Source organism: Mesorhizobium shonense, from assembly GCF_040545255.1.
Classification (GTDB): Bacteria; Pseudomonadota; Alphaproteobacteria; order Rhizobiales; family Rhizobiaceae; genus Mesorhizobium; species Mesorhizobium shonense.
Genome location: NZ_JBEPLM010000032.1, coordinates 1 through 19,109, shown reverse-complemented (window position 1 = coordinate 19,109; position 19,109 = coordinate 1). Strand labels below are relative to the sequence as shown.

Annotated in this window: 19 protein-coding genes; 8 read left to right on the top strand and 11 right to left on the bottom strand. The window is 64.5% G+C overall.

Features of this window, described 5'->3' with window-relative positions; all coding sequences use genetic code 11:
* Positions 1 to 17: 17 nt before the first annotated feature.
* Complete coding sequence (leuD, locus tag ABID26_RS35900; protein ID WP_126097080.1) at positions 18 to 623, bottom strand: 3-isopropylmalate dehydratase small subunit; 606 nt, start codon at positions 621 to 623, stop codon at positions 18 to 20.
* Positions 624 to 785: 162 nt separating this feature from the next.
* Here leuD and ABID26_RS35895 point away from each other — a divergent pair, with 162 nt between their 5' ends.
* From ABID26_RS35895 to ABID26_RS35880, 4 genes are all read left to right on the top strand, one after another.
* Complete coding sequence (locus tag ABID26_RS35895) at positions 786 to 1,211, top strand: GNAT family N-acetyltransferase (protein WP_126097079.1); 426 nt, start codon at positions 786 to 788, stop codon at positions 1,209 to 1,211.
* A 76-nt stretch (positions 1,212 to 1,287) separates the two neighbouring features.
* Positions 1,288 to 1,608 carry an ArsR/SmtB family transcription factor gene (locus ABID26_RS35890; RefSeq protein WP_126097078.1) on the top strand — a complete coding sequence of 107 codons (321 nt, stop codon included), beginning with the start codon at positions 1,288 to 1,290 and terminating at the stop codon, positions 1,606 to 1,608.
* Positions 1,605 to 2,054 (top strand): SRPBCC family protein, encoded by a 450-nt coding sequence (locus ABID26_RS35885; RefSeq protein WP_126097077.1) that lies wholly within the window; start codon positions 1,605 to 1,607, stop codon positions 2,052 to 2,054. The genes ABID26_RS35890 and ABID26_RS35885 overlap by 4 nt, the downstream gene beginning before the upstream one ends.
* 41 nt (positions 2,055 to 2,095) lie before the next feature.
* A complete protein-coding gene (locus ABID26_RS35880; RefSeq protein ID WP_245460169.1) occupies positions 2,096 to 2,587 on the top strand; it encodes an SRPBCC family protein in 492 nt (163 codons plus the stop codon).
* A 221-nt stretch (positions 2,588 to 2,808) separates the two neighbouring features.
* On the opposite strand, the gene ABID26_RS35875 is transcribed toward ABID26_RS35880, so the two are convergent.
* The 4 genes from ABID26_RS35875 to ABID26_RS35860 form a co-directional block, all read right to left on the bottom strand.
* Positions 2,809 to 3,975 carry an NAD(P)/FAD-dependent oxidoreductase gene (locus ABID26_RS35875; protein WP_126097075.1) on the bottom strand — a complete coding sequence of 389 codons (1,167 nt, stop codon included), beginning with the start codon at positions 3,973 to 3,975 and terminating at the stop codon, positions 2,809 to 2,811.
* A 67-nt stretch (positions 3,976 to 4,042) separates the two neighbouring features.
* Positions 4,043 to 5,539 (bottom strand): ATP-binding protein, encoded by a 1,497-nt coding sequence (locus tag ABID26_RS35870; RefSeq protein WP_435528643.1) that lies wholly within the window; start codon positions 5,537 to 5,539, stop codon positions 4,043 to 4,045.
* Between the two features lie 59 nt (positions 5,540 to 5,598).
* On the bottom strand, positions 5,599 to 6,294 hold the full coding sequence (locus ABID26_RS35865) for a response regulator transcription factor (protein ID WP_126097073.1): 696 nt from the start codon (positions 6,292 to 6,294) through the stop codon (positions 5,599 to 5,601).
* Between the two features lie 3 nt (positions 6,295 to 6,297).
* Positions 6,298 to 7,836 (bottom strand): DUF4153 domain-containing protein, encoded by a 1,539-nt coding sequence (locus tag ABID26_RS35860; RefSeq protein ID WP_126097072.1) that lies wholly within the window; start codon positions 7,834 to 7,836, stop codon positions 6,298 to 6,300.
* A 549-nt stretch (positions 7,837 to 8,385) separates the two neighbouring features.
* On the opposite strand from ABID26_RS35860, the gene ABID26_RS35855 reads away from it, so the two are divergent.
* Both ABID26_RS35855 and ABID26_RS35850 read left to right on the top strand, forming a co-directional pair.
* Positions 8,386 to 9,261: an HpcH/HpaI aldolase/citrate lyase family protein gene (locus ABID26_RS35855; protein WP_126097070.1), complete on the top strand. Its 876-nt coding sequence runs from the start codon at positions 8,386 to 8,388 to the stop codon at positions 9,259 to 9,261.
* A gap of 30 nt (positions 9,262 to 9,291) precedes the next feature.
* Positions 9,292 to 9,498 carry a DUF1737 domain-containing protein gene (locus tag ABID26_RS35850; protein WP_126097069.1) on the top strand — a complete coding sequence of 69 codons (207 nt, stop codon included), beginning with the start codon at positions 9,292 to 9,294 and terminating at the stop codon, positions 9,496 to 9,498.
* An 84-nt stretch (positions 9,499 to 9,582) separates the two neighbouring features.
* Here the strand turns inward: ABID26_RS35850 and ABID26_RS35845 are convergent, their stop codons facing one another.
* Positions 9,583 to 10,686, bottom strand: coding sequence for a saccharopine dehydrogenase family protein (locus tag ABID26_RS35845; RefSeq protein ID WP_126097068.1), 1,104 nt, complete (start codon positions 10,684 to 10,686; stop codon positions 9,583 to 9,585).
* Positions 10,687 to 10,807: 121 nt separating this feature from the next.
* Here ABID26_RS35845 and ABID26_RS35840 point away from each other — a divergent pair, with 121 nt between their 5' ends.
* Entirely contained in the window at positions 10,808 to 11,236 is a 429-nt protein-coding gene (locus ABID26_RS35840) for an Lrp/AsnC family transcriptional regulator (protein WP_126097067.1), read from the top strand.
* A 218-nt stretch (positions 11,237 to 11,454) separates the two neighbouring features.
* Here ABID26_RS35840 and ABID26_RS35835 read toward each other — a convergent pair whose 3' ends face one another.
* The 5 genes from ABID26_RS35835 to ABID26_RS35815 all read right to left on the bottom strand — a co-directional run bounded on the left by ABID26_RS35835 (position 11,455) and on the right by ABID26_RS35815 (position 17,783).
* Positions 11,455 to 13,485, bottom strand: coding sequence for an aldo/keto reductase (locus tag ABID26_RS35835; protein ID WP_126097066.1), 2,031 nt, complete (start codon positions 13,483 to 13,485; stop codon positions 11,455 to 11,457).
* Between the two features lie 55 nt (positions 13,486 to 13,540).
* Positions 13,541 to 14,626 carry an ABC transporter ATP-binding protein gene (locus ABID26_RS35830; protein ID WP_126097065.1) on the bottom strand — a complete coding sequence of 362 codons (1,086 nt, stop codon included), beginning with the start codon at positions 14,624 to 14,626 and terminating at the stop codon, positions 13,541 to 13,543.
* A gap of 12 nt (positions 14,627 to 14,638) precedes the next feature.
* Positions 14,639 to 15,475 (bottom strand): carbohydrate ABC transporter permease, encoded by an 837-nt coding sequence (locus ABID26_RS35825; protein WP_126097064.1) that lies wholly within the window; start codon positions 15,473 to 15,475, stop codon positions 14,639 to 14,641.
* Positions 15,472 to 16,332, bottom strand: coding sequence for a carbohydrate ABC transporter permease (locus ABID26_RS35820; protein WP_126097063.1), 861 nt, complete (start codon positions 16,330 to 16,332; stop codon positions 15,472 to 15,474). The genes ABID26_RS35825 and ABID26_RS35820 overlap by 4 nt, the downstream gene beginning before the upstream one ends.
* 182 nt (positions 16,333 to 16,514) lie before the next feature.
* Positions 16,515 to 17,783 (bottom strand): ABC transporter substrate-binding protein, encoded by a 1,269-nt coding sequence (locus ABID26_RS35815; protein ID WP_126097062.1) that lies wholly within the window; start codon positions 17,781 to 17,783, stop codon positions 16,515 to 16,517.
* Positions 17,784 to 17,889: 106 nt separating this feature from the next.
* On the opposite strand from ABID26_RS35815, the gene ABID26_RS35810 reads away from it, so the two are divergent.
* Positions 17,890 to 18,759, top strand: coding sequence for a helix-turn-helix domain-containing protein (locus ABID26_RS35810; RefSeq protein WP_126097061.1), 870 nt, complete (start codon positions 17,890 to 17,892; stop codon positions 18,757 to 18,759).
* Positions 18,760 to 19,109 lie beyond the last annotated feature (350 nt).

Here is a 19,109-nt window from a genome sequence, read left to right as displayed (position 1 = left end):
CTATGAGTTCACAACGCTCAGGCCCAGGGGCGCTGCTCGGCATTCTTCTTCTCGAAGGACGCGATGGCGCCGGCCTTCTCCATGGTGAGCCCGATGTCGTCGAGGCCGTTCAACAGGCAGTGGCGCTTGAAGTCGTCGAGGTCGAACGTGACCACGCCGCCGTCCGGGCCGCGGATCTCCTTGGCCTCGAGATCGACCGACAGCGTCGCGTTGGAGCCGCGCGAGGCGTCGTCCATCAGCTTGTCGAGGTCCTCCGGGCTGACGGTGATCGGCAGGATGCCGTTCTTGAAGCAATTGTTGTAGAAAATGTCGGCGAACGAGGTCGAGATCACGCAGCGAATGCCGAAATCAAGCAGCGCCCAGGGCGCATGCTCGCGGCTCGAGCCGCAGCCGAAATTGTCGCCGGCGACCAGGATCTGCGCCTTGCGGTAGGCCGGCTTGTTGAGCACGAAATCCGGGTTCTCCGAGCCGTCGTCCTTGTAGCGCATCTCGGCGAACAGGCCGGTGCCAAGCCCGGTGCGCTTGATCGTCTTCAGGTAGTCCTTCGGGATGATCATGTCGGTGTCGACATTGACGATCGGCATGGGCGCGGCGACGCCTGTGAGCTTGGTGAATTTGTCCATGGTCCTTGCCCGTCTTCTTTTGCTGCGGGGAATTTTGCGGGACGGTTTACACAAAGCCGGCGGCAAATGAAAGGCAACTGTTGGCGGTTGGGCTTGGGCCATCGAACAAGAGATCGGCACCGCGCACTTTCAAAATGCCGACCGATCGGGCACCTTGGCGGCATGGCGCCGATTTCGAAGATTCTCTACGCAAGCGAACCCACGCTCGATGTCGCCGAATTCCGCCGCGTGCTGGTGGAATCCGGCCTCGGCGAAACGCGCCCCGTCGATGACGAGGCCCGGCTGAAGACGATGCTCGGCAATGCCAGCCTGGTGCTGACGGCGCGCCTCGATATCGAAGGCAAGCCGCTGATCGGCGTCGCTCGCGGCGTCACCGACTTCTCCTGGGTCTGCTACATTTCCGAGCTCGCCGTGTCTGCCTCAGCGCAAGGGCTGGGCGTCGGCAAGGGCCTGATGGACGAGGCGCGCCGCCAGCTCGGCCCTTCGGTCGCCGTCAGCCTGATCTCGCTGCCCGACGCCGTCGGCTTCTACGAGCGCATCGGCATGAAACGCATGACCGACGCCTTCTGGTTTTCCCGCAAGAACTGACGCCATTCACCGGCAAGTGATTGCCTGGTTCCGTCGTGCCACTTGACATGCAACCAAATGGTTGCATATTAAAGCCATGAGCATGGATGCCGTCTTTCGCGCTTTGGCCGACCCGACTCGCCGGCAATTGCTGGACAGCCTCTATGCCCGGAACGGGCAGACGCTGAATGCGCTCTGCGAACGGATGGACATGACTCGCCAGGCGGTGACCAAGCACCTGGTGATCCTGGAAGAAGCAAATCTAGTCACCACCGTGCGCCGGGGCCGGGAGAAGGAGCACTACCTCAACCCCGTTCCGATCAACGAGATCGCCGAGCGTTGGATCGGCAAGTTCGAGCGGGGGCGATTGGCCGCCCTCAGCGACCTGAAGCAACGCCTTGAAAGGGAAGAGCCGTGAGCAACAACAGTTTCGTCTACGTCACCTATATCCGCACCACGCCGGAAAAACTCTGGACGGCGCTGACCGATCCGGAATTCAACCGGCAGTTCTTTCTCTGCTCCTACCAGGAGAGCGACTGGAAGGTTGGGTCGAGCTGGAGGCTGATCTTTCCCGACGGCCGTGTTGCCGACTCGGGCGAGATCCTCGAGATCGACCCGCCAAAACGCCTGGTCATCAAATGGCGCAACGAATGGCTGCCCGAGGTGAAGGAGGATGGCTACACGCGCTGCACCTTCACCATCGAGCAGGAGGGCGAGCTGATAAAGCTTGCCGTCACCCATGAGGCCGACGGCCCGCACAGGCTGATCGAGAATGTCGCCAAGGGCTGGCCGCTGGTGTTGGCGAGCCTCAAGAGCCTGCTCGAGACCGGCAAGGGTTTCGAGCGTCCGCCGTCAAAGGATTGAGGGATTCGTTTCGAAATCGAAACGAACCGAAGGAGGTTGCGATGATGCTGGGGCATTCCTGGCCGCAGGCCATGGCGAACGCCGAGACGGTCATGGCCGCGGCCGAAATCCCGGCGGCTCCAGAGGCAGTCTTCACCGCGCTCGTCACCGACGACATCGAGCGCTGGTGGGGATCCGCCGAAACCTACCGGATGACCGGTTGGACCGCCGACCTCCGCGCCGGCGGGCGGTGGAGCCTCACCGTCAAAACGGCGGACGGCAGCCGCCTGCCCGCCAGCGGGAGATTCCTCGAGATCGAGGTACCGCGCCGGATCGTGCAGACAAGGCGCTACGACTGGGATCACCCGACGCTGGGGCGTCACGAAACGACGGTCGCCTATCTGCTGGAGCCGACCCCCGCCGGCACCCGGCTCACCATCTGCCATGGCGGCTTCGCCGGCTTCCCGGACGCGGCGGCCGAGCATGCGGAGGGGTGGGCGCGGGTGCTGGGGTGGCTGCAACGGTATCTTGGTGAGAGAAGGCGGGCGGCGTAAGCAGCCAACGTTGCGATCCTTCGCGCCCCCCTCTGCCCTGCCGGGCATCTCCCCCTCAAGGGGGGAGATCAGCTGTCACGCCGGCTTTCGCCAATCACCGACGTTGCAGAATGAGCCAGGCGCCCGAGCTGCCAATCTCCCCCCTTGAGGGGGAGATGTCCGGCAGGACAGAGGGGGGTGCTGTCCCGCCAGCGCTGGAGTGACTTCTCGTCACCCACCCCTCAAATCACATTAAGCTCCCGGAACGCCCTTCCCTCGGCTACCCGCCCATACCCGAACGCCGAGCAATCGATCGTCCTATACCCGCCATGCACGATGAGCTCCGAGAGCGCCTTGCCGACCGCCGGCGCCTGCTGCAGGCCGTGGCCGGAAAAACCGTTGGCGAAGAGGAAGTTTTCGACCTCCGGATGCGGGCCGATCACCGCGTTCTGGTCGAGCGTGTTGTAGTCGTAGTGCCCGACCCAGGCGCGCGTCGGCTTGATCGCCTCGAAGGCGGGGATGCGGGTGGCGAGCACCGGCCAGATCACCTCCTCGAACAGCGGCCAGTTGACCTCGAAATCCTTCGGGTCGGGTGCGCTATCGCCTTCCTCCGGCTCGGCGCCGCCGGTGAGGTAGACCGAGCCTTCGGGCCGCACATAGATGCCGGATGGATCGACCAGCAGCGGCATGTCGGCATATCTCTCGCGCGCCTCGAAGACGAAGACGTTGCGCTTGCGCGGCTCGACCGGCAGCGCGAGCCCGGCCAAAGCCGCCACCTTGCCGGCATTCGGGCCGGCGGCGTTGACGATGATGCCGGCCTCAAGCGTCTCGCCATTGTCGAGGGAGACACCGGCGACGCGATTGCCGTCTCGTGAAATGCCGGTGACCGAAGCCGTGATGAAATCGATCTTCTTGTCGCGCAGCGCCTTGCGGAACAGCATCAGCAGCGCATGCGCGTCGAACCAGCCTTCGCCGCTGCGGCCATAAGCGCCGGCGGAAATGCCTTCGGTCGACAGCCAGGGGAAACGGCGCGTCAGCTGCCCGGCATTTTCCAGCACGATGTCGGCGCCCTCGGCGATCTGCGCCTGATGATTGGCCTTGAGGATCGGCAGCCCGGCCTCGCCGGCAAGGATGAGATAGCCGCCTTCGCGGAAGCCGATATCGGCGTCGGCGCCAAATGTTTCCTTCAGCCGCCGGAACAGTTTCAGCGTGAATTGCGACAGGCGGATGTTTTCCGGAATCGAGAATTGCTGGCGGATCGAGGCCAGGGACAGCGTCGTCGCGGCCTGGGAAAATAGCGGATCGCGCTCGATCAGCGCGATGGAGCCCGAGAATCCTTCCTCGCGCAGGTAGTAGGCGACGGAGGAACCGACGATGGCCCCGCCGATGATGACGATGTCGTAGCGCACTCTTCTCGGCTCTCCAGCTTAGAACATGATCCGGAAAGCCGGTTTTCGGACAAGATCATGCTCGGACTCACACTCCCGGCAAATTGATCTCGAAGCGCGTGCCGCGTGCGGAGTCAACCAGCGTTATCGTGCCATCATGCGCTTTCAGGAGGGCCAGCACGATGCCGAGGCCCATGCCGGTGCCGCCGGCCTCGCGCCTTGTGGTGAAGAACGGCTCGAACACTTTTGTGCGGTTGCTGGGCGAGATGCCGTCGCCGTCGTCGCCGATATGGACCGCCACTCTTTCGCCTGCGCTTGCGGCGCCGATCGTGACCTCTCTCGCGCCGTGCCTGGCCGAATTGTCGATCAGGTTGGCGAGCACGATCGCGAGATTCTCACCTGAGATGCCGAGGCTGGCATCGCCGCCGGCCTCGATGTGCGCCTCCAGCCTGGTGTCGACCGGCAGCAAGGCCAGCGCCGCGTTGAGCGTCGTGCTTTCGCCGCTCGGCGCCAGGTTTTCCGCGCGCGCCAGCTCGAGCAGCCGGCGCACCAGGAGATTGAGCCGCCCGGCATCGGTAACGATGTTGTTGGAAAAGCGCCGCCGCTCGGCCTCGTCCATCGTCCCGCCAGAATCCCTGAGCAGCTCGGCCGCGCCCTGGATCGCCGTCAGCGGCGATTTCAGCTCGTGCGAGACATGGGTGGCGAAGGTCTGGATGCTGTCGGAGCGCGCCTGCAATTTGGCGGCCATGTCGAGGAAAGCGGCCGACAGCGCCGCCATCTCGCGCGTGCCGTGATGGTCGAGCGGCCGCATCGCATCGCGATCCCCCGCGGCGATGCGTTTTGTCCGCTCGATCAGCGCATAGATCGGCCGGCTGACGGTGCGGATGAACACCAGCGCGATCAGCAGCGTGCCGCCGAGCATGGCGAGCGCCGCGAGCGTGACCTTCCCGCGCTCGCCATAGAGGTGCTTGACGATGTTGTTCGGCGTTCTCGACAGGTACACCACTCCGGCGACCTTGCCATCGAGATCGACCGGCATGGCGACGAAGACGCGCACCTTGGTGCCGCGGCTCACCGAATAGAGCGGCGGCGGCGGCTGGTCGGGTATCCTGAGACGGAGTTCGCTCGCATAAGAGCCGGCGAGCGCCTGCCGCACCTCCTCGACCTGGCCGAGCGACAAGCCCAGCTCATCGCCGCCGGCAATGACGACGCCATGCGGGTCGAGCAGGCGGAAGCCGGCAAGCGTCGTCTTCTGCGTCTCGTCGAGGATGCCGTCGAGCCGCGCGCCGATCGCGGCGAGAGCCGGATCGGCGGTCTCGGGAAGACCAGCCGGGCGCGTCGGCATGACATCGTCGGAGGCAAGGTCGAGGCGCGGCTCGATCGGCTCGTAGGGATAATTGGTATTGTCACGCACGGCAGGCATTTGCGCGCCGAGCTTGTCAGGCGGGATGCCGGCGGCGCGCACCGCGTCGGCATAGATGGCGGCGACGACCGCGCCCTGCGCGATGAGCTCGCCCTCGGTCTGGCGGATCAGCTGGTTCTCATAGAGCCGGAAGAAGAACAGCCCGACCAGCGGCAGCGCCATCACCACGATCAGGATGGCGACGACGACGGTGGCAAGCCTGGGCCGCCATCTTTCCTTGCTCAACCACCGCATCGGCCGAGCCGGAAGCCGACGCCATGCACGGTCGCGATCGCATCCAGGCAGCCGACCGCCGCCAGCTTGGCGCGGATGTTGCGGATATGGCTGTCGACGGTGCGTTCCGAGACATGGATATTCGATTGATAGGCATTGGCCTTCACCGCGTCGCGGCCAAGCACGTGCTGCGGACGGGCGAGAAAGCCTTTGAGGATCGCGAACTCGATCGCCGTTAAGATGAGCGGCTTGCCGTCGAAGCAGGCGGCGTGGCTCGTCGGAACAAGCGTGAGCTTGCCATGCGCGAATTGCCGGTCGTCAGTTTCTTCCGGTGACGCCGGGCGGGCGCGCCGCAGGATGACGTTGACGCGGGCGACCAACTCGCGCGGGCTGAACGGTTTCGTCACATAGTCGTCGCCGCCCATTTCCAGGCCGAGGATGCGGTCGATTTCTTCATCCCGCGCCGACAGGAACAGCACCGGCACGTCGGAGCGCTGGCGCAACCTGCGGCAGACCTCCAGCCCGTCCATCTCCGGCATGCCGATGTCGAGTACGATGAGATCGGGCGCGCGGCGATCGACCGCCTGCAGGGCGGCGGCGCCGTCGGCCACGCCTAGCGCCTTCATGCCGGCCTTTTCCAGCGCGAAGCAGATGATCTCGCGGATATGCGGGTCGTCATCGGCGACGAGGATGTTGTGCGGCATCGATCAGCGGTCCGGCATGGAGGGTTCGGTAGGCTGAGGAACCACGAGCGGGCCTCTCTTGTCGAGATAGCGGGCGTGCCGCCAGTCGCGAAAGCTCCAGGCTCGCCAGTTTTTCTGCTCGGCGCGCCAGTGGATTTCATCCTGGCGGCGCAGGTCGGGGAAGTCGTGCCAGAGCGGATGGCCGGAAGCGGCCGTGCTGCCCAGCTGCGCGAGGAATCGGTCGAGCGCCGGGAAGGCGCCGGGGCCGAGATCGCGAAGATACCAGCCGTCGAGAGGAACGCCCTGTCCGGTCATTTCGAGGGAATGGTCGACATTGTAGTTGGCGATCAGCGCGGCGAAGTTGATGTATGAGCAGGCATAAAGCGTCGCCGATAACGTCAGAAGATTGGCGGAGAGCAGCCATTGGCTGGATTTTGTCAGCGCGATGCGGGCGATGATGAGCGTCAGCCCCGCCGCCACCAGCCCCATCCAGATGAAGGCGGCGATGCGCAGGTAGGTGAGCGCATAGACGCCGACATAAAGGTCGAGCCGCAGCATCGACGAGATCACCAGCACGATGTTCTGAGCTACCCAGAGATAGACCAGCCGGCGGATGAGGGGATCACGGGACGTTTCGCTGTTGGGCCGTAGCGCCGCCAGCACGAAACCGGCGGCGAGCAGCGCGGTGACGATCAGCGGATAGGCGCCGCGATGCGCATAGGCGGCGTAGGTCAGCCCATCCGGGAGCGCTGCGCCGCCCCAGAGATAGTTGGCGTCGAGCGCGGTCTGCACGGAAAACAGCGCATTGAAGACGACCAGCGCGCGCAGGATCGCCGCCTTGCCGAAGATGATGTCCTCGGCCGTGGTGCTTTTCGATCGGGCTACCGGCGTCGCAGGCATGGCCTGCCTGATGCGCGATACGAAGCGCGGCAGGCGCGGCCTCAGGAAAGCCCAGACGCCGGCCAGCGCGACCAGCCAGAAGATCAGCCGCTCGACCTCGATGCGTTCGAGCAGCGCGTAGAGATCGATCAGCGACAGCCAGTGTTCGATGATCGGATTGGCGGCGCCGAACAGAGCGAGAAAGACGGCGCCGAGGGTCAGCGGCATGGCCCAGACCGCGATTGCCGCGAGCCGGATGCGCCGCCGCCCGAGCCGGCGCGCCACCTTGCGCCAGCGCAAGAAGTCGCGAGCGAACCGGAAGGGTGCCGCAAGCAGGAACAGGCAAAGCTGGCCGGCGATGCGGGCAAGGCCCATGCGCAGCCGGCCGGCGAGCGACAGCGCGAACACCGCCAGCGCCGCGATCACGACCAGGACCGACAGCGGGCTGACATTTTCGACGAGCGGCAGCAGCGCCGCGAAAAGGGCGAGAGGCCTGAGCCAGACGCGACCGTCGCTGAGCGCGGCGGGATGCATGGCGATGACGGCGCCGGATAGCACCATGCCGAACAGGAAGACCGTGATGCCGGCCGGCTGGCCGTAGAAGAGGAAATCGGCCAGCGCCACCAGGAGCACGGCGGCACCGACGCGGCGGCAATAACTCGGTGTAAGCGATATCGCTGTCATGCCCGGCTCCCGCCCAGCCTGGCCGTTCGGACAGCATGCCGGGCTTTCGGGATAAAAGTCAGCACGATTGCCGTGGGGCGCGGCCTCTGCGGCTCGACGAACCACCAGCCGTCGTTGCGGAGGCGTGGGGGCGGGGACCAACGGAATTCGTGATGTGTTCGCATGCCCACCTGTTTCGCCGGCCCATGCGGAAAGCGCGCGGCGGGTTGGAGGAGGTTTTCCGCAAGGATTTGCAGTTTTCGTGCAAGAGCAAAATTGCTTCAGGCCGGCGCTGCCCCTCACCTGCCTGCCGGCATCCTCTCCCCGTATAGTGACGGGGAGAGGGGCGCTGTCGCCGGCGGTTTCGCCAATCGGCGACGTTGCAGGAATGGCGGCGACTCCGCGGCCAGCCCCTTTCTCCCCGTCACTATACGGGGAGAAATGCCCGGCAGGGCAATGAGGGGCGGCGCCGGCTTCGGCAATTAGCCTGAACGCAAATGAGTTCTATGGTGTGCACGTGTTTGGCCGCGCCGCCTTGCCTCGCCCGCCATCACCCGGCATAGATCGGCCATGACCGTCGACACCTACCGCCCGCGCCGCTCGGTGCTTTATATGCCCGCCTCCAACGAGCGGGCGCTCGCCAAGATAGGATCCTTGGCCTGCGATGCCGTTATCATCGACCTCGAGGATGGCGTCGCCCCCGCCGGCAAGGTTTTAGCGCGTGACAGGGTGGCGGATGTCCTGGCAGCGCGCCCCGAACGGCGCTGCGAGATGGTGGTGCGCATCAATCCGCTCGCCAGCGAATGGGGCATCGACGACCTGTTGGCCGTCGCCAAGGCCGAGCCTGACGGCATTCTTCTGCCAAAGATCGGCACGCCGCGCGATATCCTCGAGGCCGGCGATCTGCTCGACGACAATTTCGCGCTCGATACGGTCAAGCTATGGGCGATGATCGAGACGCCCAAGGCCCTGCTTAACATCGGCGCCATCGCCGAGCTTGGCCGCGATCCGGCTTCGCGCCTTGCTTGTTTCGTCGCCGGAACAAACGATTTGGTGAAAGCGACGGGCATCTCGACCGACCGGCGCTACCTCATGCCCTGGCTGCTGCAGCTGGTGCTCGCCGCCCGCGTTGGCGGCCTCGACGTGATCGACGGCGTCGCCAATGATTTCCGCGACCTCGACGGCTTCGCCCGTGAATGCGTCGAGGCGGCCGCCATGGGTTTTGACGGCAAGTCGCTGATCCACCCCAATCAGATCGAGCCGGCGAACCGCGCCTTTGCGCCGTCGCCCGAGGCGCTGGCCAGAGCGCGCGCGATCCGGGACGCGTTCGCGCGACCCGAAAATGCCGGCAAGAGCGTCATCGCGCTCGACGGCCGCATGGTCGAGCGGCTGCATCTGGCGGAAGCCGAGAAACTGCTGGCGAAGGCCGCAATCATCGGCGCATGATGCGCGGATATTTCACCACAGGGTCGAAAAATGAAACTTTACCGCTTTCTGTCCGGTCCGGACGATTCCACTTTCTGCCATAAGGTGACCTCGGCCCTGAACAAGGGCTGGCACCTCTTCGGCTCCCCGACCTATGCTTATGACAAGACGACCAAGTCGATGCGCTGCGGCCAGGCCGTGGTGAAGGATATCGAGGGCCAGGACTACGGACCCGACACCAAGCTCAGCGATTGGTAGGAAAGAACTGGCGCGGACCGCCGGCCGTTCCGGGCCAATCCGCGCCGCTCCTCAGACAAGGGCAGGCGCTTATCGCCTCCGAGCTCAGCTCGCCAACCGGCTTGCCATCTCGTGCTGCGCGTAGGCGCGGCCGAAGCGGTTGGCGAGGAAGGCGTCGAGCGCGATATCCTCCTGGCGGACAAAACCCTTCGCCGGCAGGCTGCCGTCGGCCAGCATGTCGAGCACGGCACAGATGCCTGAGGCGGTGGTGATCTGGATGGCGCTGCGCACCAGATTGCCGATCCGCTTGGAATAGATCTTGTTGGCGTAGGTCTCCTGCAGCAGGCGGCCGTTCTTGCGCCCCGAAACGGTGACGAAGACGATGACCACGTCCTGCAGCGTCGCCGGCAGCGCGCTCTCAAAGATGTCCTTCAGCACGTCGCGGCGGTGGCGCAGCCCAAGGTCGTTGAGCAGCGCCTTCATGATCGCGGCATGGCCGGGATAGCGGATGGTGCGGTAATTCAGCGTGCGCACCTTGCCTTTCAGCGTCTCGGCCAAAGTGCCGAGCCCGCCCGAGGTGTTGAACGCCTCATAGGTGACGCCGTCGAGCGAGAATTCCTCGCGCTCCTCAAGCGGCGGCACCTCGATCAGCTCGCCCTCGACGATCGCCTCGCAGGGCTCGCAATATTCGTTGATGACGCCGTCGGTGCTCCAGGTGAGGTTGTAGTTCAGCGCATTCGACGGATATTGCGGCAGTGCGCCGACGCGCATGCGCACGCTCTCCAGCGTGTCGAAACGGCTGGCGAGATCGTTGGCGACGATCGAGATGAAGCCGGGCGCCAGGCCGCATTGCGGGATGAAGGCGCTCTTGGCCTCGCGCGCCAGCTCCTTCACCCGGCGGGTCGAGACGACATCCTCGGTAAGGTCGAGATAGTGCACGCCGGTGGCGGCCGCGGCTTCGGCGATGCGCGTGGTGAGGTGGAAGGGCGCCGCGCTCAGCACCGCGAACTTGCCGGCAAGGGTTTTCTCCAGCGCGCCGGGGGCGGCGATGTCGAGCTCCTGCGTCTCGACGCCGGCCGGCAATTCGGCCGCGGCGAGCTGCGCGGCCGAGCGGTCGACGAGTGTGACGCGATAGTCGCCCGTGGAACTAAGCATCTCGGCGATGGTCGAGCCGATCTTGCCGGCGCCGACGACAACGATGTTCTTCATGATCAATACCCCTGCCAATTCGAGTTGGAGGGAATCATCGCAGCTTGCCTGTCGAAAGGAAGCGTGGAATCTGGCAAAGTGAAACTCAACTTTAAGCGATTTGCCGAAAGGTTTCGTCGAAATGCTCACGGAAGCCGAACAAGCGCTGCTTTCCCTGCTGCGCGCCAACGCGCGTGCCTCGACCGCGGAGCTGGCGCGAAAGCTGGGCGTGTCGCGCACGACGGTGCAAAGCCGCATCGAGCGGCTGGAACTGCGCGGCATCATCACCGGCTACGGTGTGCGGCTGTCACCCGACTATGAGCAGGGGCTGGTCAAGGCGCATGTGCTGCTCACCGTCACGCCCAAGCTCGCCGACAAGGTGGTGCGCAGCCTCGAGGCGCTGCCTCCGGTCAGGACGCTGCATTCGGTGAGCGGCAATTTCGACATGATCGTCATCGTCGACGCGCCGTCGATCAGGGATCTCGACGCGCTGCTCGACCGGATCGGGGCGATGGATGGCGTGGAGCGGACGTCGTCGTCGATTATCTTGTCGACGCGGGTGGATCGGTAGGGTGAGGGTCGATCATTTCGAGACGTCGGCGCGAGGCACCCCCCTCTGTCCTGCCGGACATCTCCCCCTCAAGGGGGGAGATTGGCAGCTTCGGCGCCTCACTCCGTCTTGCACCATTGGAGATTGGCGAAAGCCCGCGTGACATCTGATCTCCCCCCTTGAGGGGGAGATGCCCGGCAGGGCAGAGGGGGGCGCGAAGGAACGCGACGCTGGATGATCTAAGCTCGCCGCCTCTCCGGCCCATCATCCAGCCACGCCAGATCCTCAGCCGTCAGCGCGATATCCAGCGCCTTGAGACTGTCCTCCAGCTCGTCAAGCGTGCGCGGGCCGATCAGCGGCACCGAGGGGAAGGGCTGCGCCAGCACGTAGGCCAGCGCGACATGGATCGGGCTCTTGCCCAGCCGGTTGGCGAGCTCGATCGCCCGGTCGCGGCGGCCGAAATTCTTCTCCGAATACCAGACCCGCACCAGCTCCTCATTGTCTTGCCGGTCGCGCCCGGCGCGGTCGGTGAAGAAGCCGCGGCCCTGGCTCGACCAGGCGAAATTCGGCATCTGCCGCGCTGCCAGCCAGGCCTTCCAGGCGTCGGTGGAGGAGGTTATGCAGCCGGCCCAGATCGGCTCCAGCATCTCGGCCAGCGAGAAATTGTTCGACAGCGCGCCGGGCTTCTGCTTGCCGGCGCGTTCGGCATAGGCGATCGCTTCATCCATCCGCTCCATCGTCCAGTTGGAGCCGCCGAACAGGCCGCGGATGCGGCCGGCCTTCGCCTCCCGGTCCATGGCATCGACGAACTCGCCGACCGGCACGTCCGGATTGTCGCGATGCATGAAATAGATGTCGACATGGTCGGTCTGCAGCCGGTCGAGCGACTGGGCGAGCTGCTTGCCGATCACATCGGGATAGCAGAGCGGCGAATGCGCGCCCTTGGCGATGATGACCGACTGCTCGCGCACGCCGCGATTCTTCAGCCATTGGCCGAGCAGCGTTTCGGTGTAGCCGGCGCCATAGACAAAGCCGGTGTCGAACAGATTGCCGCCCGCCTCGAAGAAGGCGTCGAGCAGGATCGAGCCTGACGAGAAGGTTCGGAAATCCTCGAAGCCGAGCGCCAGCCGCGAGGCCTGGCGCGGCAGGCCCGGAATGGCGCGCTTGCCGATGGCGGTGCCGCCGGTGCGCAGCGGCCGTCCGGAGATGGTGTTGACACGCTTGGCCGGCTTCTCGATCTCGTATTCCAGCCCGACCGCCGTGCGCCATTTGTCGAGAACACGCAAATTATGGAGGCTGTCGGCCCAGCCCATGCCCGGCCAGGCGAATTCCTGCCGGCCGGCAAGGATCGCCTCGCCCGCCGCATCGACCTCGAAGGAATAGAGGTGGCGGGTTTCGTTGACGCTGATCGTCTCGCGCGTGCCGCCGGACCGGATCACGTCGATCCGGCCCGGTCCGACATCGCGGTTGCCACCGGCGAACCAGAAGTCGGGCACCTCGATATGGCCCTTGGTGCCGAATATGCGCAGCACGTTGTCCTGGTTGAGCGAGATGCTGCAGGAAACCTCGGCGACGATGCCGCCGGGGAAATGGAGCAAAGCGGAAGCCCATTCGTCGACGCCGGACTGGCCGAGATGAGCCGCGCCCGCCACCTTGTCCGGCTCGAGGAAGGGCTGGCCTGCCGCCGCGCCGGCAATCAGCCGCGCCATCGAGACCGGATAGCCGCCGACGTCGAGGATGCCGCCGCCGGCCAGCTCATTGGCATAGAGTCGGTGCTCGGGCATGAAACCCGGCATGGCGAAGCCGAAGCTCGACTTGATCATGCGCACCTCGCCGATCACGCCCGATTTGATCAGCTCGACCAGCTGCAGGGTCTGCGGGTGCAGCCGATACATGAAGGCTTCGCCCAGAAAAGTGCCGGCCCTGCGCGCCGCGTGCATCATCGCGTCGGCCTCGAAAGCGGTCAGCGCCAGCGGCTTTTCGCATAAGACATGCTTGCCGGCCTCGGCCGCCTTGATCGCCCATTCGGCATGGCCGGGATGCGGTATCGAGATGTAGACGGCGTCGACGCCGTCGTCGGCAAGCAGCGCGTCGTAGCCGTCGAGAATGCGCGCGCCCGGAAAGGTTTCGGCAAGGCCCGGCTTGCCGGGGTTGCGGGCGCCGAGCGCGACCAATTCGCCATTGCGCGATTGCGCCACGCCGCCGGCAAAGGATTTTGCGATGCTGCCGGGTCCGAGAATGCCCCAGCGAATTTTTTGCTTAGATGTCATGTCGAATTCTCCATGCGATCGCCGCCACGCCTGGCATGCCGGCAAAGAAACTGGGTCAGCGGATCCTCGCCCCTGTCTTGTCGAAGAGCAGCGAACGCTCCGCCTTGATCGAGACCGTGAAATGATCGCCGCTGGCGCGCTGTCGGGCAGCTTCGCGCTCGATGATCAGCTCCTCGGACCCGGCATCGGCGTAGACATAGCTGACGGAACCGAGATGCTCGGCGACGTCGGCCTTGACCGGAATGTCGCAGCCGCCCTCGCCGGCTTCGAAGAAATGCTCCGGCCTGACGCCGAGCACGACCTCGGCGCCCGTCGCGGGGAATGGCTCGCAAAGCGGCTTGCGCAGCCGGGCGCCGCCATGGTTGACGAGCTCGACGATTGCTGCGCTGTTGGACGTCTCGACGACTTTCGCCGCAATAAAATTCATCTTCGGCGAGCCGATGAAGCCGGCGACGAAACGGTTGGCCGGGTCGTCATAAAGGTCGAGCGGCGCGCCGATCTGCTCGACATTGCCGGCCTTCAGCACGACGATGCGATCGGCAAGCGTCATCGCTTCGGTCTGGTCGTGCGTCACATAGACCATGGTGACGCCGAGCTCCTTATGGAGGCGCGCGATCTCGACCCGCATCTGGACCCTCAACTCCGCGTCGAGGTTGCTCAGCGGCTCGTCGAACAAGAACACTTGCGGCTCGCGCACGATGGCGCGGCCGATGGCGACGCGCTGGCGCTGGCCGCCGGACAATTGCTTCGGCCGCCGCTGCATCAATTCGTCGATGCACAGGATCTCGGCGGCGCGTTTCACGCGCCGTTCGGTGTCGGCCTTCGGGTTGCCGTTCATCCTCAGCCCGAAGGAGAGGTTCTGCTCCACCGTCATGTGCGGGTATAAAGCGTAGGACTGGAACACCATGGCGATGCCGCGGTCGGCCGCCTCGACGTCGTTCATCACCTTGCCGCCGATGGCGATCTTGCCGCCGCTGATGTCCTCCAGCCCGGCGATCATGCGCAGAAGCGTGGACTTGCCGCAGCCGGATGGGCCGACGAAGACGACGAATTCGCCGTCGGCGATGTCGATGTCGGCGCCGTGGACGACTTCGAAGGTGCCGAAACGCTTGACGACATTGGTGAGTGTGACGGCGGCCATTTCGCTCCTATCCTACTTGACCGCGCCGGCGGCGATGCCGGCGATGAAATGACGCTGCAGCAGTACGAAGACGATGAGCATCGGCACCGTCAGCATCACCGCGCCGGCCATCAGGCCGCCCCAGGAGACCTTGGTGAGGCCGATCAGCGTGCCGAGCGCCACCGGCGCCGTCATCGCGCCGGGCTGGCTGTTGATCAGCAGCGGCCACAGATAATTGTTCCACGAGGCGAGGAAGAGGATGATGGCCAATGCCGCCAGCATCGGCCGCGCCAGCGGCAGCGCGACGAAGAGGAAGATGCGCCACTCCTTCACGCCTTCCACGCGCGCCGCATCGAACAGCTCGGCCGGCATCATCGAAAAAGCCTGGCGCATGAAGAGCACGCCCAGCGAATTGAACAGCGGCGGGACGATCAGCGCGATCCAGGTGTTGGCGAGCTGGAAGTCGCGCGCCACCATGATGAATTGCGGGATCAGCACCACCGCGTAGGGAAGCGTGATGGTGCCGAGGATGATCGCCACCACCATGCCCTTGCCGGCGAACTCGTAGCGCGCCAGCGCCCAGCCGGCCATCGAGGTGAGTAGCACCGACAGGAAGGTGTAGGTCACCGCCACCGAAACGGAGATGCCGATGGCGCCGATGAAATTGGTGTCGCGCTGCAGATTGTTGACATTGTCGAGGAAATTGTCATGCGGCAGCAGCTCGATGCTGGGGCTGAAGATGCCGTAGTCGGGCATGGTGGAGAACACCACCATCATCCACAACGGAAACAGCCAGACCAGCGCCAGCGGCGTCAGGACGAGATGTAGAAGGATGCTGCGGCCGAGCCGTCTTTGAGAGCGCGAGGTCATTTCGGCTCTCTCGTCAGCCAGAGCTGCACCAAAGTGATCGCGATCGCCAGCCCCGCCATGGTGTAGGCGATGGCCGAGGCATAGCCGAAGTTGAGCGAGCGGAAGCCCTGGCGGTAAAGCAGCAGGCCAAGCGTTTCCGTGCCGCCGCCCGGCCCGCCGCGTTCGGTGATGAGAAAAGGTTCGGTGAAGAGCTGCATCGTGCCGATGATCGACAGCACTGCGCAGAAAACGATGACGGGCTTCAAGAGGGGCAGGGTGATGTGGAAGAACTGCTTGACCTTGCTGACGCGGTCGAGCGTCGCCGCCTCATAGACGTCCTCCGGGATGGACTGCAGGCCGGCAAGGATGATGATGGCGTTGTAGCCGGCCCAGCGCCAGGTCACCGCGATCATGATCAGCGCCATCGCCGGCGTGACGTTGGAGAACCAGTCCACCTTGGGCAGGCCGACGCTGTTCAAGAGCTTGTTGACGATGCCGAAATCGAGGCTGAACATCAGCCGGAACACCGCCGAATAGGCCACCTCGCCGACCACGACCGGGGCGAAGAAAGCGAAGCGGTAGAGGCCGCGCGCCTTGAGCAGCGGCGAATTCAAAAGCACCGCCATCACGATCGCCAGCGAGATCATCACCGGCACCTGGATGACCAGGATCAGCAGGGTGTTCTTCAGCGCGTTGAAGAAGGCGGGGTCGCCGATCAGGCGGCCCCAGTTGAAGGTCGGCGCGAAGCGCCACGGCACGGTGCGGGTCGCCTGGAAGGAGATCAGGAACGAGCTGATGATCGGCCAGATCCAGAAGATGGCGAAGATCAGCAGATAGGGCGTGAGGAAGCGATACGCGGTGGCGTTGCGGTAGCGCATCGTGTTTCCTCCTCCTTTCGTCTGTCTTTCCCTTCTCCCCCTGTGGGAGAAGGTGGCCGCGAAGCGGCCGGATGAGGGGTGTTCCAGCTTGGCAACGACGGCAATCCGTCCAACACCCCTCATCCGTCTTGGCGCTGCGCGCCAATCCACCTTCTCCCACAAGGGGAGAAGGGGAGGCGGCGCTACTTGACCGGCAAACCCGTCGCCGAGGCTATCTGGCTGGCGGCGTCGTCGAGCGCTGCCTTGGCATCCGCGTAGCCGCCGGCCAGGTACTTCGTCTGCACGGCGCGCAGGATGATCTCGGCGTCGCTCTGGAACTGCGTGCCGCGGCTCGGCACGACCTTTGGCAGCGTGGCGAGAATGTCTTTCCAAACGGCCTGGTCGCCCCAGTAGGGCTGGCCCTGCGCGACATAGGGATCGTCGAGCGCCGAGATCAGCGAGGGCACCAGGCCGAAATCCTTCAGCATGGTGATCTGGCCTTCATTCGTCTCCAGCGTGTATTTGAGATACGCGTAGGCGGCTTCCTTGTTCTTCGAGGCCGAGGTGATGGCCAAGGAGGAGCCGCCGAGATTGGCGGCGCGCGGGCCGTCGGCGGTCAGGCTCGGCATCAGATAGACGCCCCACTTGCCGTTTTCCTTCGGCGATTCGGTGCGGATCGTGCCTTCATACCAGCCGCCATAGACCTGGGTGGCGACGGTGCCGGCGGTGTTGTTGGTGATCTTGGTCGACCAGTCGGCCGAGGAGACGATGCCGGCGTCCTTCATCTCCTTCACCTTGGTCATGGCGTCGACGCATTTCGGCTGGTTGACCGTGATCGACTGGCCGTCCTCGGCGAAATAGGCGCAGCCCTGCTCGTTGGAGATCATGCGGAAGAATTCGGTGTCGCCGTTGAAATCCGCGTTGGTCATGGTGACGCCGGGATTGGCGGCCTGGATCTTCTTGCCGGCGGCGATGAAATCGTCCCAGGTCTTGATCGATGCCGGGTCGACACCGGCCTTCTCGTAGAAGTCGCGGCGGTAGAAGACGGCTACCGGGCCGGAATCCCAGGGCATGGCATAGGCCTTGTCGCCGACCTCGAGCTCGGTGCGCTTGAAGTCGGGGAATTTCTTCTGGTCTTCCGCCGTGTAGCCCAGCGTGTGCAGGTCGACGAAGCAGTCGGGGAACTGGCTCCAGTAGTTCTCGGCCTCGCCGTTCTCGATCGAGACGATGTCGGGCAGGCCGACGCCGCCGGCGGCGCAGCCGGCGATCGACTTGTCATAGGTTGGCTGGTTGCCGAGGTCCTGAACGGTGACCTTGATATCGGGGTATTTCTTGTTGAAGCCTTCGACCGTCGATTTCAGCGACGAAGCGGCGATGTTCCAGCTCCAGATCGTGAGTTCGCCGGATTGCGCCAAAGCGGGGCTGCAGCCGAGGCCGAGCGCCAACGTGGCGCAGGTCAGTGTGGTGCGCATTGAAATCCTCCCATTTCGTTTGCTCTCTCACCGTGAGCATGGCTAGATTATGCGGCGCGGAAGGCTTGTCCCCGACAAAGGGAATAAGAAGTTGGCGGAAAGTAAGATGTCCGAGCGACCGTTCTACCAGCCGGGCGCCAGCAGCGTCGAAGGCCTGCCTCTGGCTCTCCAGATGTTCCACAATCACCCGCTGGTGATGCTGAAGCCGCACTGGCATGCCCAGGTCGAGGTCAATTTCATCGTACGCGGCAGCGTACATTATCGCATGGCCGAGCATGAAATCGCGCTATCAGCCGGAGAGATGTGCCTGTTCTGGGGCGGGCTGCCGCACCAGATGGACGATCTGAGCGGCGACGCCATCTATGCCGGCGCGCATCTGCCGCTGGTGCATTTCTTCCGGCTGCATTTGCCGGCCGATGTCCGCCACCGGCTGATGACCGGCGCGACGCTGGTGACGAATGCGACCGACCAATCCGACGACGACAATTTCAAACGCTGGAACGACTATGCGCGCTCCGGCGATCCGGCCAAGGCCGAACACGCCGTGAACGAGCTGCTCTTGCGGCTCGAGCGGGTGCGGTTCGACCCGTACCGGCTGGTGCCGGGAACCGCCTCCGGACACGGGGCTGGCAGCGCCTTCGACCAGCAATCCTCGCGCAATGTCGGGCGCATGTGCGATTTCATCGCCGAGAATTTCCTCTACGACATCGACTGCGTGAACATCGCTTCAGCCGCCGACATCCATCCCAAATACGCCATGAGCCTGTTCAAGAAATCGACCGGCATGACGCTCAACGAATATGTGAACCTGTTGCGGCTGAGCTATGCGCAGGCGCTGCTGATGCATGAGGGCGCCAATGTGCTGAAGGTCGCGATGGATTCGGGCTTCGGCTCGCTCAGCGCCTTCAACAAGTCCTTTCGCAAGCTCGCCGGCATGTCGCCCTCCGATTTCCGCAGGGCGGGAGCCGCGCGGTAAAATGGCCAACAGTCGTCGCCGGCAGGAGTCTCCCTGCCGACGCGCCCGCTGCGCACCTCTCTCCTGGAATTGCTCGGGTTCCTCGGCGCAGGCAGGTGGCAATGCCTTGGAGATCGGCCGAAACGCCCACCCGTCGTCATTCTAGGGCGGAGCGGGAAGCGAAGCGTACCGCGTAGACCCTAGAATCCATGCCGTGACTTCTGCTGGGGAGCGCAACGGCGCAGAATATTCTGTAACCGCTGCAACGCCTTAACGTCACGGCATGGCAACTGTGTTCATGCGAATGCGGTTTTGTCGCGGATGATGGCGTTGAGGACGACCAGGAGCTTCCTTGCTACGGCGATGATAGC

What these genes read in the sequence shown, in the direction of transcription:
- leuD (WP_126097080.1), bottom strand. Translation starts at nt 623, where the DNA reads ATGGACAAATTCACCAAGCTCACAGGCGTCGCCGCGCCCATGCCGATC.
- ABID26_RS35895 (WP_126097079.1), top strand. Translation starts at nt 786, where the DNA reads ATGGCGCCGATTTCGAAGATTCTCTACGCAAGCGAACCCACGCTCGAT.
- ABID26_RS35810 (WP_126097061.1), top strand. Translation starts at nt 17,890, where the DNA reads ATGTCCGAGCGACCGTTCTACCAGCCGGGCGCCAGCAGCGTCGAAGGC.
- ABID26_RS35845 (WP_126097068.1), bottom strand. Translation starts at nt 10,686, where the DNA reads ATGAAGAACATCGTTGTCGTCGGCGCCGGCAAGATCGGCTCGACCATC.
- ABID26_RS35890 (WP_126097078.1), top strand. Translation starts at nt 1,288, where the DNA reads ATGAGCATGGATGCCGTCTTTCGCGCTTTGGCCGACCCGACTCGCCGG.
- ABID26_RS35870 (WP_435528643.1), bottom strand. Translation starts at nt 5,539, where the DNA reads ATGGCGCTGCCGCTGGTCGGGCTGTTCTTCTTCCGGCTCTATGAGAAC.
- ABID26_RS35855 (WP_126097070.1), top strand. Translation starts at nt 8,386, where the DNA reads ATGACCGTCGACACCTACCGCCCGCGCCGCTCGGTGCTTTATATGCCC.
- ABID26_RS35880 (WP_245460169.1), top strand. Translation starts at nt 2,096, where the DNA reads ATGATGCTGGGGCATTCCTGGCCGCAGGCCATGGCGAACGCCGAGACG.
- ABID26_RS35830 (WP_126097065.1), bottom strand. Translation starts at nt 14,626, where the DNA reads ATGGCCGCCGTCACACTCACCAATGTCGTCAAGCGTTTCGGCACCTTC.
- ABID26_RS35815 (WP_126097062.1), bottom strand. Translation starts at nt 17,783, where the DNA reads ATGCGCACCACACTGACCTGCGCCACGTTGGCGCTCGGCCTCGGCTGC.
- ABID26_RS35850 (WP_126097069.1), top strand. Translation starts at nt 9,292, where the DNA reads ATGAAACTTTACCGCTTTCTGTCCGGTCCGGACGATTCCACTTTCTGC.
- ABID26_RS35865 (WP_126097073.1), bottom strand. Translation starts at nt 6,294, where the DNA reads ATGCCGCACAACATCCTCGTCGCCGATGACGACCCGCATATCCGCGAG.
- ABID26_RS35825 (WP_126097064.1), bottom strand. Translation starts at nt 15,475, where the DNA reads ATGACCTCGCGCTCTCAAAGACGGCTCGGCCGCAGCATCCTTCTACAT.
- ABID26_RS35840 (WP_126097067.1), top strand. Translation starts at nt 10,808, where the DNA reads ATGCTCACGGAAGCCGAACAAGCGCTGCTTTCCCTGCTGCGCGCCAAC.
- ABID26_RS35835 (WP_126097066.1), bottom strand. Translation starts at nt 13,485, where the DNA reads ATGACATCTAAGCAAAAAATTCGCTGGGGCATTCTCGGACCCGGCAGC.
- ABID26_RS35820 (WP_126097063.1), bottom strand. Translation starts at nt 16,332, where the DNA reads ATGCGCTACCGCAACGCCACCGCGTATCGCTTCCTCACGCCCTATCTG.
- ABID26_RS35860 (WP_126097072.1), bottom strand. Translation starts at nt 7,836, where the DNA reads ATGACAGCGATATCGCTTACACCGAGTTATTGCCGCCGCGTCGGTGCC.